At 39.7% G+C, this 14,570-nt stretch carries 13 protein-coding genes; 8 read left to right on the top strand and 5 right to left on the bottom strand.

Going from position 1 to position 14,570, the window contains the following annotated elements; translation table 11 throughout:
* Positions 1 to 15 precede the first annotated feature (15 nt).
* Together ADS77_RS16830 and ADS77_RS16825 are read left to right on the top strand one after the other, a co-directional pair.
* Positions 16 to 1,329: a Na+/H+ antiporter NhaC family protein gene (locus ADS77_RS16830; RefSeq protein ID WP_054206229.1), complete on the top strand. Its 1,314-nt coding sequence runs from the start codon at positions 16 to 18 to the stop codon at positions 1,327 to 1,329.
* Positions 1,330 to 1,410: 81 nt separating this feature from the next.
* Complete coding sequence (locus ADS77_RS16825; RefSeq protein WP_054206228.1) at positions 1,411 to 2,193, top strand: nucleoside-binding protein; 783 nt, start codon at positions 1,411 to 1,413, stop codon at positions 2,191 to 2,193.
* Between the two features lie 143 nt (positions 2,194 to 2,336).
* Here ADS77_RS16825 and ADS77_RS16820 read toward each other — a convergent pair whose 3' ends face one another.
* The 3 genes from ADS77_RS16820 to ADS77_RS16810 all read right to left on the bottom strand — a co-directional run bounded on the left by ADS77_RS16820 (position 2,337) and on the right by ADS77_RS16810 (position 6,417).
* Complete coding sequence (locus tag ADS77_RS16820; protein WP_054455456.1) at positions 2,337 to 4,487, bottom strand: pre-peptidase C-terminal domain-containing protein; 2,151 nt, start codon at positions 4,485 to 4,487, stop codon at positions 2,337 to 2,339.
* A gap of 497 nt (positions 4,488 to 4,984) precedes the next feature.
* Complete coding sequence (locus tag ADS77_RS16815) at positions 4,985 to 5,503, bottom strand: hypothetical protein (protein WP_152960638.1); 519 nt, start codon at positions 5,501 to 5,503, stop codon at positions 4,985 to 4,987.
* Between the two features lie 125 nt (positions 5,504 to 5,628).
* The gene (locus ADS77_RS16810; RefSeq protein ID WP_054206225.1) at positions 5,629 to 6,417 is read right to left on the bottom strand and encodes a M48 family metallopeptidase; all 789 of its coding nucleotides are present in this window, start codon (positions 6,415 to 6,417) and stop codon (positions 5,629 to 5,631) included.
* A gap of 193 nt (positions 6,418 to 6,610) precedes the next feature.
* Between ADS77_RS16810 and ADS77_RS16805 the strand changes: the two genes are divergently transcribed.
* Positions 6,611 to 7,813: a Bcr/CflA family efflux MFS transporter gene (locus ADS77_RS16805; protein WP_054455454.1), complete on the top strand. Its 1,203-nt coding sequence runs from the start codon at positions 6,611 to 6,613 to the stop codon at positions 7,811 to 7,813.
* Positions 7,814 to 7,846: 33 nt separating this feature from the next.
* On the opposite strand, the gene grpE is transcribed toward ADS77_RS16805, so the two are convergent.
* Positions 7,847 to 8,455, bottom strand: coding sequence for a nucleotide exchange factor GrpE (gene grpE, locus ADS77_RS16800; protein ID WP_054455452.1), 609 nt, complete (start codon positions 8,453 to 8,455; stop codon positions 7,847 to 7,849).
* A 58-nt stretch (positions 8,456 to 8,513) separates the two neighbouring features.
* Positions 8,514 to 9,479 (bottom strand): HrcA family transcriptional regulator, encoded by a 966-nt coding sequence (locus ADS77_RS16795; protein ID WP_054206222.1) that lies wholly within the window; start codon positions 9,477 to 9,479, stop codon positions 8,514 to 8,516.
* Positions 9,480 to 9,584: 105 nt separating this feature from the next.
* Between ADS77_RS16795 and nadK the strand changes: the two genes are divergently transcribed.
* The 5 genes from nadK (at position 9,585) to ADS77_RS16770 (ending at position 13,734) form a co-directional block, all read left to right on the top strand.
* The gene (gene nadK / locus ADS77_RS16790; RefSeq protein WP_054206283.1) at positions 9,585 to 10,469 is read left to right on the top strand and encodes an NAD(+) kinase; all 885 of its coding nucleotides are present in this window, start codon (positions 9,585 to 9,587) and stop codon (positions 10,467 to 10,469) included.
* Positions 10,470 to 10,545: 76 nt separating this feature from the next.
* On the top strand, positions 10,546 to 11,118 hold the full coding sequence (locus tag ADS77_RS16785; protein WP_054455450.1) for a hypothetical protein: 573 nt from the start codon (positions 10,546 to 10,548) through the stop codon (positions 11,116 to 11,118).
* Between the two features lie 73 nt (positions 11,119 to 11,191).
* Positions 11,192 to 12,865 (top strand): DNA repair protein RecN, encoded by a 1,674-nt coding sequence (gene recN / locus ADS77_RS16780; RefSeq protein WP_054455448.1) that lies wholly within the window; start codon positions 11,192 to 11,194, stop codon positions 12,863 to 12,865.
* 113 nt (positions 12,866 to 12,978) lie between these two features.
* A complete protein-coding gene (locus ADS77_RS16775; RefSeq protein WP_054206219.1) occupies positions 12,979 to 13,311 on the top strand; it encodes a hypothetical protein in 333 nt (110 codons plus the stop codon).
* 102 nt (positions 13,312 to 13,413) lie between these two features.
* Positions 13,414 to 13,734, top strand: coding sequence for a GRAM domain-containing protein (locus tag ADS77_RS16770; protein WP_054455445.1), 321 nt, complete (start codon positions 13,414 to 13,416; stop codon positions 13,732 to 13,734).
* Positions 13,735 to 14,570: the final 836 nt, after the last annotated feature.

Here is a 14,570-nt window from a genome sequence, read left to right as displayed (position 1 = left end):
CTAACGAGGAATATGATGCAGCCAGCATTTAATAAAACAACAGCAAAATTATCTTTGCTCCCCCTACTTACCTTTGTGGCCTTATTTTTAGGTGCTGGTTTATACCTGCAATCACAAGGGGTTGATTACGCCTTTTATCAACTTCCTGCCCCCGTCGCGATTTTACCTGCGATTATGCTAGCGTTTATCCTTAATAAAAATACCATCAACCACAGTGTCGAAACCTTTATAAAAGGCGCAGGCCATAACAACATCATTACCATGTGCTTGATTTATTTACTTGCCGGTGCGTTTTCTGCCGTAGCGGGTGCCACTGGGGGTGTTGATGCCGTTGTTAATGCGGGCTTATCGCTTATTCCACCAGCCTTTCTTTTACCTGGTTTATTTTTAATTGCTGCGGTTGTCTCTACAGCAATGGGAACGTCAATGGGCACCATTGGCGCGATTGGCCCTATCGCCTATGCCGTATCAATTAAAACCGGTATTGACCCTGCATTGATGGCCGGTACGATTGTATCTGGTGCTATGTTTGGTGATAATTTATCTATTATTTCAGATACGACGATTGCCGCAACACGTACGCAAGGTTGTGAAATGAAAGATAAATTCCGCGAAAATTTAAAAATAGCCTTGCCTGCTGCAGCGCTAACAATTGGCTTATTATTTTATTTAACACCAGCTGCGCAAGCTGTTGAAACGAGCGATTACAACATTTGGTTAGTGCTTCCTTATGCGTTTATCTTAGTGTTAGCCGTAATGGGCTTTAATGTTTTTGTGGTGTTATTTAGTGGTATTATTTTCGCCGCACTCATGGGCTTTACGGGCAGTTATGAAGGCGCAAGCTTTGTAAAAGATATTTATAAAGGCTTTACCGATATGCAAGAGATATTCTTGTTATCAATGTTTATAGGTGGCTTATCTGAGTTTATCCGTATTAACGGCGGCCTTGATTATATAGCGCATAAAATTCAGGCTATCACCAAGGTAATTGCCAAATGGCACCGTAAGGTAGCAGATCAAATTGGTATTGCCGCATTAGTAATGACCAGCAATATGTGTATCGCCAACAATACTGTGTCGATTATTGTTGCAGGTCCTATCGCTAAGAAGCTAGCCGATGATGGTAAAATTAGTGGTAAACGCTCAGCAAGCTTGTTGGATATTTTTGCCTGTGTAACACAAGGCTCGCTGCCTTATGGCGCACAAGCTTTACTGTTAGGTGCAACATTTAAAATTAGCCCATGGGAAGTATCAACCTCCTCGTACTACTGTTTTATATTGGCGTTTACCGCCATCACTGTAATTTGCTTACGTCGAAATAAAGCATAAAAGATAATAAATCCCGTGCTGCGCCCAATTCTAGGCGCAGCTGCTATACTTTGCTTTGAATTTTCCATTAAGCATAACGTTATGAACTTAAAAACATCTTTACCTTTAATTACGCTTTGCATACTAAGCACTTCAAGCTTTGCAGCTAGTTGGAGCAAAACCCAGTTACATATAAATCGTGGTGATATTACAAACCCATTCACTTCATTAGAAGCAGGCACTACCAATGTTTCTCTACAACATGCATCTGGTTACGATTACGGCGATAACTTTTTCTTCATTGATTATTTAAATGATGATTTAGAAGATGATTACCAAGATCGTGACTTTTACGGCGAATGGTATTCAACTTTCAGCCTGTCTAAAATATCTGGTAATGACTTTTCATTTGGTGCCATTTCTGATGTCGGTTTAACCGCTGGGTTTAATGCCTCAGGAGAGGCTAAAGTATTAAAATACTTACCCGGGGTAAAAGTTAATTGGCAAGCACCCGGGTTTAGCTTTTTATCGACCTTAGTGACCGCCTACATTGATGATAATGAAGGTATTGCACGTGGTGGTGCACCAAGTGAAACTAATAGTTGGATGCTTGATATTGCGTGGGGGTATCCATTTACGATTGGTTCTCAACACTTTAATATTACAGGCCACATTGAATACATTGCTGAACGCGAAAATGAATTAGGCAATGATGTTAAAGCGTGGATTTTAGCGCAGCCAATTATTACTTGGGATTTGGGCAATGCCATAGATATGAAAAAAGACACACTCTTAATAGGTTTAGAATGGCAATACTGGCATAACAAGCTAGGCACTGATACCAATGAGTCTGTGCCACAACTTCATGTAGAATGGACCTTTTAACGTCAAATATTATAATATAAGCAACGTATTAAAATACGTTGCTTATATCTACCTTAATTAATACCAATCAGCATAAATATTTGAACAATTTAACGAATTAAATAGACCCCATATCTACCCAGATTGATATAACCCATCAATGGTTATTGCGTATTTGCTGACACTTTCACCCAGTCGTATGCTGATTGACCATACAACCCAATGGCAAGCACCTGTCCTGATGTAACAGGCACTGTGCATGTCTGTGCTGAACCACTCGTTACTGACTTACAATCATAACTAGTCAGACTAACCCCGCCCGCTACTTTTACGTATAAATTAACATCACCTATTTGTCCTGACGTTTCTATCGTTACGCTACTTTTGTTTGCAGGAACTGTATACGTATATTTATTCCATAAACCCGGGTGCCCATAAGCACGTGAGGTAATGATTGAACTTGAGCCATTACCTGATCCTGGTGGAGGCGTAGGTGTCGTTGTAGGCATATCATAATCTGCTAAGATGCTGACATTACTAAAGCTGGCATACCCCTTAAGCATAATATGGTATCGACCTTGGCCAGTATTTAAGCTACATGTTTCATTATTGCCATTTCGATACGGACGGCAATCGTAGCTAGCTGACGTTGGTTTACTGCCTTTTTTAACATATAAATCAACATCACCTGAACCACCTGACGTGGTAACTTTTATGTTCGTTGCTTGAAATGGAATATCGATAAAATAACGTATTTCTGAGCCTTTATTACCGGCTAGATTACTAATCGTCTGCCCTTTGGTTAATTTATTTACTGGAGGCTGAGAGTCGCTGCTGACAATGATTTGTTTTGTAATCGTGTTTGTTTGATTATTGCTATCGCGAATTGATAATGTAACGTCGTAATTACCCGCTGCATTATATGTATGTACGGCAGTTACACCATTACTTGTTTGGCCATCGCCAAATTGCCAATCAAAACGGTTTACCGTTCCTGATGAACTTGAGTTTGTTGCATCAAAACTGCATTGCTCAAAATTACATTGATAACTAAAACGTGCAACAGCTGGCGGCGTTGTTCCTGCGTTATCTCCAACGGGTACCACGCCATTGAAAAAAGTAGATACTTGTGGCCAAATTCTACTAATTTTTGCACCTTTATTGTAACAACCGCCCAAGTGGTGCAACGCAATTACCCTATTACTCGATGCTGCGATAACAGGTGAGCCCGAAGACCCTCCTATTGTGTCACAGTAATAGCCCATATCTGTGTTAGTGCCTCGGCCATTCACTGAGGCATTATTTATTTGGCATAATCCGTTAGTATCGCGATCAGATTCTATAGCGAGCTCTTTAGGGTTTCCGGCACCATGTTGAGGTATATATATTCGTTCGCCATTAATACCGCTGCGAACATCAAGGCCCAAATGCCCAAACTGGGTTATTGAAGAAAAGTTGTTAACACTAAATAAGGTGTAATCAAGCATGACGTCCGTTTTTAAAAAGTCTTTTCCTGACACTTTAACAACCGACTCCCGAATCGTCCCATTGCAACTTTTATGTTGATAATTAAACCACACTTCAGTTGATGCAAGTTCAGCGGCGGTTTCGACGCAGTGGTTATTAGTAAACATTTTATTGTCACTACCTACTCGCCAGCCCGTGCATAAACTACGCCCACCTATAACAAGGCGTGCAATAGGTCGGCTTCGCTCGAATTCTGTTGGGTGAGTATTAGCCCAACACTGAACATCTTGACGTTCATTTACGCCACAGGTTGATGATGGCGCTACGTCACTCAAATCGTACTGAGCTGTGTGGCTTTCTGTACCATAAAAATAGTTATCTATATGGCCAAACTCTGTCAATGAAGTAGCATCAAGGGGATCTGGATAATACTCTATGATAGCGCTGTCATTTGAGACCGACATAGACGAAAAAGAATGGATACCATCATCACCTTCACGTGAATCAAAAGTAGCAAATCGCATATTACTTGCGGTGTATTCGTATCGTTCAGAATTATCTGCATTTCTCACGACCAGTTTAGCATTGCCTTGTAAGTGTAAATCTTTAAAGTGCACTTTTATAAAATCGGCCCCAGGGTGGCTTACTTCATGGCTTATAACCACAACCCCGTCTGCCATAGTTTTATATTGATTGGAAAAACTTAAATCAATATCAGCGCTCTCACCTATTGTGCTTTTTCTTGCTTCACTGGTGTATTGTAGTATTTGTAGTTCATTCACCTCTGCCTGACTATACTGGCTACAAAGTGCGGCGGCTAACAAAGGGATACATTGACGTAACTTCATCTTCATTCCTGCTTTTTAATTGTTGTAATAATATTTATTAAGTTAAAACTAAAAGCACCTAAAAGGTACACGCTAAACTTAGAGCGTATTACAAACAAAACAAGTTTATGATTAAATTAAAGCCCCCCAACAATTACTGCGTTAAATGAAATAGAAAAAGTTATAATGATCCATACTAAATTTGCAACCCCCCTTTTTTATAGACTGCTTTATAAAGGCTTTACATTATAATTTGCAAACACCCCGCTGTAAGCAAAAGGTTAATAGTGAGTTTCAAATTGTAAATATATACATACAGCTATGCACATATCTAATCACAGAAAAACTCACTAGAAGTACCTGTATTTAGTGCAAAATAAAGTATTTAAAGGCAAATTAAATATTTAAGAGGGTAAATTACATTAAATTAGTGAGCTGTAATAACGATAAGGAAATAACTCATTTACTGAATTACCTCCTTTGACAAGATAATCACATTTTTAATAATATTAAGCGATTTAATTGTAATTCTGTTTTGCAGCCCATTTTGAAATGTAGCGACCACCTGCTAAGGCTATTTTTTCAAGTCGATCACATGCTCCAAACGCTGCACCTGAGCCAATTTCTTTACTAATAGTGGCGACAACCTGATCATTTTTGAGTATTTCAGCTTTAACCGTTGCCGACGAACTAGGCCTTAAAGATGGAAATACCCACCTGTGCGCATTTACGTTTGTGTACGTTGCTTTTAGCACAAATTCTGTTTGAGCGACTCCAGCTATTCTTTCTTTAACGACTAAAGGATACCTTTGTGATGATTTTAAAATAGCAGTCGTTAAACGCTCTAACATCAAACACTCCACTTTTACTTTCGCACCTGCTGTATCAGAAGCAAAATCAACAGTGTCTAGCGTAAGCGAAATAGCCTTATTGTTTTGTTCTACGGGGTTAGACGGGTTAGTCTGTTGTTTTGGGCTGCTATTACATGCACACAAGAGTACACTCGCGACTGTAATAAATGCCATGTTCTTTTTCATTGTTAACTCGCTATTTTTATTATTCCATTGATGATAAGCCGTAATCAAAACGTCCCCGTTATAAGCATTTCGGTGTCTTTTGATTTTAAAAAAGCCTGTAAATATTGATTCACAGGCTTGTTATATTACAGGTTACACTGCGGGTTTTTACCCGCTACTTTTTGCTCGTTCAATGCACCAGGCATTTTATTTTGCAGCTCTTTAATACGATTACTCGGTGATGGATGAGTTGACATAAACTCAGGTGTATTGCCACTGCCTGCTTGGCTCATATTTTGCCAAAGTGTCACGGACTCCTGAGGGTTAAAGCCCGCTTTCGCCATTAAATCTAAACCGATTACATCAGCTTCTGATTCGTGTGAGCGACTAAATGGTAAAATTACGCCATACTGCGCACCTAAGCCTAATGCCTGCATAATTTCGCCACGATATTGTACATTACCCATATCAAGTGCAGCGCCGCCAACTTGCATACCGGTTTGGAGCAATGCGCTTTGTGAAACACGTTCATTAGAATGTTCTGCAATTACATGGCCTACTTCATGGCCTATTACTGTTGCTAATTGATGTTGGTTCTTCGCAACTTTTAATAACCCCGTATGCACGCCAATGTAACCACCTGGTAATGCAAATGCATTCGCTGAATCATCTTCAAATACAACAACTTCCCAAGCCTGAGTTGCATATTGCTGTGGTAAAACAGCAATGACATCATCAGCAATACACTTCACATACGCGTTAACTCTTGGGTCATTATTTATTTTTTGATTCTTTTTCATATCAACAAAACTTTGCTGACCCATCTGGCTCATTTGCTGATCTGAGTAAAGTGCAATTTGCGTGCGCCCTGTCGGCGATGTTTTACAACCGGCAAGTACCGCTGTTGCAAGGATTGCTATAACTAATTTTTTCATTGTATTTCCAAAAATCACAATTTGATTCCCTATAGAATAACAAACCAATTATCAATTTAACATCACCATAAGTTCTATAAAAAGGAACATATGTTACGCCGATGTTAAAGGCAATCAATATCAGCCAAACTAAGTACACAAGGGTGTTCGGCACTGCTACAATGCGCTTCTTTTTCAGATGGATGGATTCGTGATGCAAGCCTCAGCTGCCTATTTAAATAAACGTATTCTACTTCCCTTATTAGCAAGTATTGTTGCCATCACTCCACTGGCTATTGATATGTATTTACCAGCAATGTTAGTCATTGCTAACGATCTAAATACCACAATGCCAAATGTACAAATATCATTGAGCCTATATTTAGCCGGTTATGCGCTTGGGATGCTATTTTTTGGCCCTATAGCGGATCAAATTGGACGCAGAGTACTTGCAAAAGTCGGGTTGGCTTTATTTGGTGCCAGTTCGTTAGCGCTGGCATTTTGCAGTGACATTCATCTATTTTGGTTTTTAAGAGTCGTACAAGCTTTTACCGGCGCTGCTGCTACCGTGGTTGTGCCCGGGATCATCCGCCATATTTACCAAAAAGATACCGCAAAAGGAATGTCTTACGTATCAATGATTATGATGGTTGCGCCATTAGTCGCCCCCACTGTTGGATCATTAATTTTAGGGTTTTCTCACTGGCAAACCATCTTTTTAGTGCTAGCCAGCTACAGCTTTTCCATATTAGCTTTAGTGCAAATTTATTTAATTGATATCCCTATTTTCAAAAGTCCCTTAAAAGGTTTTGCGTTATTTTTTGATAGCTATAAAACAGTTTTTAAAAATAAAGATACCCGCGCTGATATAGCAAGCTCAATGTTTGTGTCTTTCGGTTTCTTTTGCTTTCTAACAGCGGTGCCTTTTGTGTACCTCGACTACTTCAAAGTATCAGAACAACTTTTTGGGCTACTCTTCGCTTTTAATGTGATGGCATTAATGGTGGGTAATTTTTTAAACACTCGACTAGTGCCGCGTATAGGCTCACGAAAAATGCTCTACTACGGATTAACGGTAGGCTTTATATCAGGCGGCGCATTACTCACCTTTAGTATTTTACATTTATCGTTGTATTTTATTGTAGCCGCAATTGCACCTTTGATGATGAGCTTAGGTGTTACAGCAAGTAACGCAGATGCGCTAATATTAATGGAATTTGAAGAAAAATCTGGTACAGCAACGGCTGTCATCGGTACGCTTAGATTTGGCAGTGGCGCATTAGTGGGCCCCATACTCGCGCTTATGCATGCGCAAAGTGCGGTCCCCTTCTCAAGTTTAATGTTTAGCGCACTGGTACTTACTTTAATTGCCCAACTTTGGCATCGAGCTCGAAACAAAAAAAATGCCCGTTTATAACGGGCATTTTTATTTTGTTACTTTAAGCATTGCTTAGTCAGCAGCTTTAGATACCATTACCATTGCAGGGCGTAATAAACGACCATTTAATGTATAACCTTTTTGCATAACAGCTAAAACAGTATTAGGTGTTACATCATTACTCGGTTGAATAGACATGGCTTGATGAAACTCAGGGTTGAACTGCTCACCCTGTGGGTTAACAATTTCAACACCAAACTTTGCAACCGCATCATTAAAGCTCTTAACTGTCATATCAATACCTTCAAGCAATGGCTTTAAGGTTTCGTTCTCTTTATCGGAAAACTCAATAGCACGCTCTAAGTTATCAATAACAGGTAATAATTCGTTAGCGAACTTTTCAAGTGCAAACTTATGTGCTTTTTCTACATCTTGTGCAGCACGACGACGAATATTGTCAACATCTGCAGCAGCGCGAACTACACCATCTTTTTGATCAGCGATTGTTTGCTTAGCATCTTCAAGCTCTGCATACAGCATAGCAATTTCAGCTTCAGGGCTTACTTCTTCGCCCTCATGTGCATCGGCAGCTTCTACAGCGGCTTCAACTTCTGCTTTCATCTGCTCTAGCTCTTCGTTTAGTTCAACTTCTTGCTCTGGTGATTTTGTCTGCTCAGACATAGTTTAAATGCTCCAATTCTTTTCAATTGCGGTAATTATGGGGATTGAATCAAAAGATTCAAGAGTCAGGTGACTCGATTAATTTAAATTCTTGGATGATTGCTTCAATTTGCGCCGATTTAGGGCAAATTACACAAAAACGACTTTGGTATTCATGATTTTGAAAATACGGCACACTTATCACCATTAACTCATCGCAATCAGTAAAAGGCAATTGCGCTGTATTTAAAACCGACACGCCATTTTTGAACGCTAATTTATCTTCTACAAAGTTCAAAAATGAGACACCGATATTTAAACTTTGTTCACAATCAATTTGACGATATAAATAATTTTCGCCAACAACAATACTGTTGTCTGAGCCTAACTTTTGGCTTAATTCACGTGTCCATTGATTTAATGAATCATGACAGTTTCGTGGTGCGGTATTCGCCATTGCTTGCATTCGATACAATCCTTCCATCAACGTTTGTTGACTAAAAACTGTATTTAACCACGTAGCAAATTGATAGCGTATTGTATCTGACGCGTCATCTGGCTTATGAATACAAATATTATGGCTTTGCCCTGCCCGATCAAGCAACAAAATAAGCCAGTCATTACCATCAAAGTCTAGCACTTCAACCCTAAACACTTGTTGCGAACTAACCTGTGGTAATCCAACGCAACAACACACTTGATAGCGCTGACTAATACCATGCGCCATTTCGACTAGTTGCGCCTGTGCTGGTTGCCAATACTGAGCAATTTCAGTCAATGGGAAAAACTCATTCAACCAATAATCGAACCCGGCATTGGTAGGCACGCGCCCAGCGGAAGTGTGCGGTGAGTACAACAGGCCTATCTTTTCAAGACGCGACATGGCATTTCTCACTGTCGCAGAGCACACAGCCATGCCTTTTTGTTTAGCAATACGGCTAGACGCCACAGGCTGCCCTTCACCATTACAGTAAAGGCTCATTACCGCTGAAAATATTTGTTGATCTCGGGGATTTAAATTCATAATTTCTACATCTTGCTGCATACAAGGTATATCGGGGCAAAGAGAAGTTATTTCAAGGCACCGATGTTTTCAAAGCGATCATTTTTGAGTTACTCTAGTAATATTATAACTATTTGCGTAAACATCATGGAATCACCGTTTAAAACCATAGGCTTAATTGGAAAAGCAAATCACGATGGCGCAGCTGCAACATTACAGCGACTTTATACATTTTTAAACGCACTTGGCTTTAATGTTATTGTGGAGCAACGTACAGGGCATCAACTAGCTGGCGTTCCAAAAGAAAAACTCGTTAAATTGATCGAACTTGGCGAGCAAGCAGATTTAGCGATTGTTGTTGGTGGTGATGGAAATATGCTTGGTGCCGCGAGAGTGTTAGCACGCTTTGATGTGGCTGTAATTGGCGTTAACCGGGGTAATTTGGGCTTTTTGACCGATTTGAATCCGCAAGAGTTTGAACCAAGTTTAGAGCAAGTATTAAGCGGCCAATATATTGAAGAAAAACGCTTTTTATTAGAAGTTGAAGTATACCGCCATGGTGAACTCAAAAGCGCTAATTCAGCAGTCAATGAAGCGGTACTGCATGCCGATAAAGTCGCCCATATGATTGAGTTTGAAGCCTTCATTAATAACGACTTTGTGTTTTCGCAGCGCTCAGATGGCCTTATTGTATCTACGCCAACAGGATCGACCGCCTACTCTCTTTCTGGTGGTGGCCCAATATTAACCCCTGAGCTCAATGCAATGTCACTGGTGCCAATGTTTCCGCATACACTATCAAGTCGCCCTTTAGTTGTTGACGCTGATAATGAAGTGCGTTTAAAACTCAGTTTAGAAAATACGGATAGCTTACAAGTTAGTTGTGATAGCCATGTTGTATTAGCTGTTTTACCCGGGGACGAAGTGGTTATTAAAAAAGCAGACAAAAAACTACGTCTTATTCACCCTAAAGATTACTCTTATTACCACGTACTGCGCACCAAATTAAATTGGGGTAGTCGTTTGTATTAACACTATTGCGGTTTCCCATACTTTATTGCAAAATAGCTAAAATTAATTTAATACCCATATTAGGGAATTCGACACAATGACTTACGTTGTATTTTTTGCCATATTATTACTTATCACCCTGCTTGGCAGTTATTTGGTGATTGAGAATAACCGTCGAAAAGCGGTCGAAGCGAAAAAAAAGTTATTTAATGCACGCGTCACAGAAGTGACAAACAATTTGAAAGCGAAGCTCAATGAGTTTAGTGACGCAAAAATACTACGCCCAAAATATATCGCACGCACTCAAGTTATCGCCAGTAATTTTTTTGTTGTACAGCCACACACTGATGAAAATTTATTGTACCTAGAAGGAATTATAGAGTCATTAATAAGCACCATAAGCAGTGAACTTGCAAAAACCTATGTGACTGGTGAGCGTGACGCATTAGCCGAAAAGTTAGATTACTTTGTTGCAGACTTACCCCAAACTGGTATTGCTTATAACCATGGGTTTTATCGTGAAATACTTCCCTCCCTGATCAAAATATTACAATCTCCTGAGCTGCAAAATAATGATAACGAAGACTATTCAAACGCAACAGAACAAACTGAAATTACACCTCCTATTTCACCTCCTAAAATAGACACACAAGAAATAAACTTAGCTTAATAATAAAAATTTATTTGCAAAAACCCAAAACACTGTATAAATTAACAGTTAATTGACTGGATGGATAAACAGTATGTTAATTGGGTTAGAAATTAAAAATTTTGCGATTGTAAGTAATTTAAGCACTGAATGGCACAGTGGCATGACCGCTATAACTGGTGAAACAGGTGCCGGCAAGTCTATCGCTATTGATGCGTTATCACTGTGTTTAGGTGAACGTGCTGAAGCCTCAGCCGTTCGTCCTGGCACTGAACGCGCTGAAGTTTGTGCCGCGTTTGATTTGACCTCACTGCCCTTCGCTAAGCAATTTTTAGAGCAAAACTTACTCTCTAATGATGAGCAAGAATGCCTACTACGACGTGTAGTGTGCAAAAACGGGCGAAGCAAAAGTTACATTAATGGCAGCCCTGTCACCGCAGCACAACTTAAAGAGCTCGGTCAGCATTTAATTTCTATTCACGGGCAACATGCTCATCAGCATCTGCTAAAAAGCGAACATCAGTTACAGCTACTTGACGCCTACGCGGGACACCATACATTAGTGGATACTGTACGTACGCACTATCGTAATTATCATAATTTACAAAAAGAATTTACGGTTCTTGAACAAGCACAATTACAGCAAGCTGCACAAAAACAACTACTTGAATACCAAGTGGCTGAGCTAGATGAATTTGCTTTACAAGAAAATGAATTTACACAAATTGAAGCCGAACATTATAAGCTCAGCCATAGCCAAACCATCATCGACGCGTGCCAACGTGAATTGCAAAGCTTGTATGAAAATGAAGAACAAAATGCATGCTCACTACTGCAACACAGTGCACAGCAATTTGCTGAACTTGCTAGTTTTGACGAAAGCTTATCAGGTGTTGCCGCATTACTTGAAGAGGCAGCAGTACAAGTTGAAGAAGCCAGCCGTGAAATTCGCAACTATGGCGAGCAAACAGATCTTGATCCAGCCCGCCTTGATGAAGTAGAAGCACGCCTAGCAGGCATAATGGACCTTGCGCGTAAACATCATATAAAACCTGAGCAATTGGTTGAGTTTCACCAAAATATAACGCAAGAGCTTGAGTCAATAAGCAACAACTCTACCCGATTAGCTCAGCTGGAAAGCGAAATAGCCAACGCATTTGACGCATACCAACTTGCAGCACAAAATTTAAGTGACAGCCGATTTATTTCTGCACAAACATTAAATGAATTGATCAGTGCAAGTATGGCGCATTTATCAATGGAAAATGGCGTATTTGAAATTGCGTTATCACCGCAACCAGACAAAGCCCCTAACAATCTAGGGTTTGATAATGTCTCGTTTTTAGTGTCAACCAACCCAGGGCAACCATTACAACCATTATCAAAAGTTGCCTCTGGTGGTGAATTATCACGTATTAGCTTAGCTATTCAAGTGATCATTGCACAAAAAGTAGTAACGCCAACACTTATTTTCGATGAAGTTGACGTAGGTATTTCAGGCCCCACAGCATCAGCAGTTGGTAAGCTTTTACGACAACTAGGCAAATCTACTCAGGTAATTTGTGTCACTCACTTACCGCAAGTGGCCAGCTCTGGGCATCAACAGTTTTTTGTAGCGAAAGAAATTGCAAATGGAGAAACCTATACGTCCATGCTTCCACTGAATAAACATGGCCGAATTGATGAGATAGCGCGCCTACTTGGTGGCGATAACATTAGTAAAACCGCCAAAGCTAACGCCAAAGAGCTTATAATGGCGCACGCTTAATGACTATTTAGCTTAACGTTTAAAAACGTTTTAGCTAAAAAAATATATAAACATAGCTTTGTATGGCTGTACTGCAAAGCGACTATAACCACAAAATAAAGACACGACACATAATGATAACAACACACACCTTGCAACCATTATTAATGGCAGCGTTTAGCTGTATATTATTAACCCCATTAGCGAGTACATTACTTTTAGTATTTAGCCGCTGGAAGCATCTGCAATTTAAAATAATGTTACAGCGTTATTTACATGCATCACTTATTTTTATGCTTATCCTCGCATGGTTTATCGAATTATATTTACCAACGAGGGCTGCTAACCGCATAGAGCTATTACTTACTCTTTGTGCATTAGCCATGCAAATGGCGTTAGTCGTTTATGCTTTTTTAAAAGTAAATAAGCAGAAAAAACAACACCACAGAGCAAAAAACTTTTTGTAAGTGCTTATTTTAAAATACAAATAAAAACAATTAATTTACATAATTGACACATCTAATTGTGCAACTTACACTGAATAAAATAAAAAATCGATGGAATGAATAATGAAAGCAGCACAATCCAAACTCACACAGCTCAAACGCTGTTATGCAACATTACAACTGGGTGTTGCTAAAGCAGATGGTCGTTTAACACTCACTGATAACCTACTGCATTTTGAAGCCCTAAATAAACAACTTAATTTAGGCAGTTATGCCATCAAACTTAATAATATTTCCCGCGTTGAGAAATGTTCAGGTAAAGCTGGCGGTTTAATCCCCATAACCACCGCGGGAATCAAAATAACCACCAAAGAGAACCACCACTTAGAGTTTATTTTAGCCGAACCCGATGAGTGGCTTAATTGCTTGCAAGCTAGTCATTAAATTGGGAAGAAAAATAGCCTAGCTGCTAGATTCTGGGCGCTAGGGCGTGTTGACCTTTGTGGATTGAAATTTGTTCAATCTAGGGGAAATTTAATCGCGGCGCGAGGTTTGTAACCTAGTGGGCTAAGTAAAAACCGAGCAACAAAGAGTTAATTGTCCCTAGAAAGAACCCGGAGGGTAGCGCATGTTTGGCATTTATGCTGCGTTATCGCCTATTAATGGGGAATAACCACACTACATAGGCTCTGCCTTGCCTAAAAACCAAACATACAGCTGCAAAATCAATCACGAAAGGTCAACACGCCCTAGGAAAAGCCCAATCAACTCGGCGTTTAATTCACTACTGTGGGTTAGGTTGAGGGCAACGAAACCCAACGGTGAAAGATTAAACTAAATGACGGCTTTGAGTGATAAGCGGCCATCGAGATTGGATAAATATCGTAGTTAATTAATTGGCCAAATAGCCCTTTGCGCATATATTCATGAAAATGAGCGGCGCGCGCATATTATTCTGTTTAACTTTGCTTTAAAGTTTTAGAAAACTTAGTGATAGTAATACCTTAGGTAATTTGTTAAAACTATATAAAGTAGATAAATGAGCGTTAAGTCGGCAGAAATATGCCCGATGAGCGCACTATTTAATTGTTGAACTAAGCCGCTACGCGGAGATCCTATTCTTATCATTTGAGCCACACTTACCTTGGGGTTATCCCATATTTGGAGGTAAGTAATGAATACACTCATTGAACAAGTCAAAACTGAAATAGCCTATCTTGGTTATTCACAAAGTACCTGTAAAAGTTACTGCGAGCATTTACTTAAACTCAGCCTCAGCC

The organism is Pseudoalteromonas porphyrae, assembly GCF_001298125.1.
GTDB lineage: Bacteria > Pseudomonadota > Gammaproteobacteria > Enterobacterales > Alteromonadaceae > Pseudoalteromonas > Pseudoalteromonas neustonica.
Note: the sequence above shows the minus strand (reverse complement) of the source record. Positions and strands in the feature narration are given on the sequence as shown.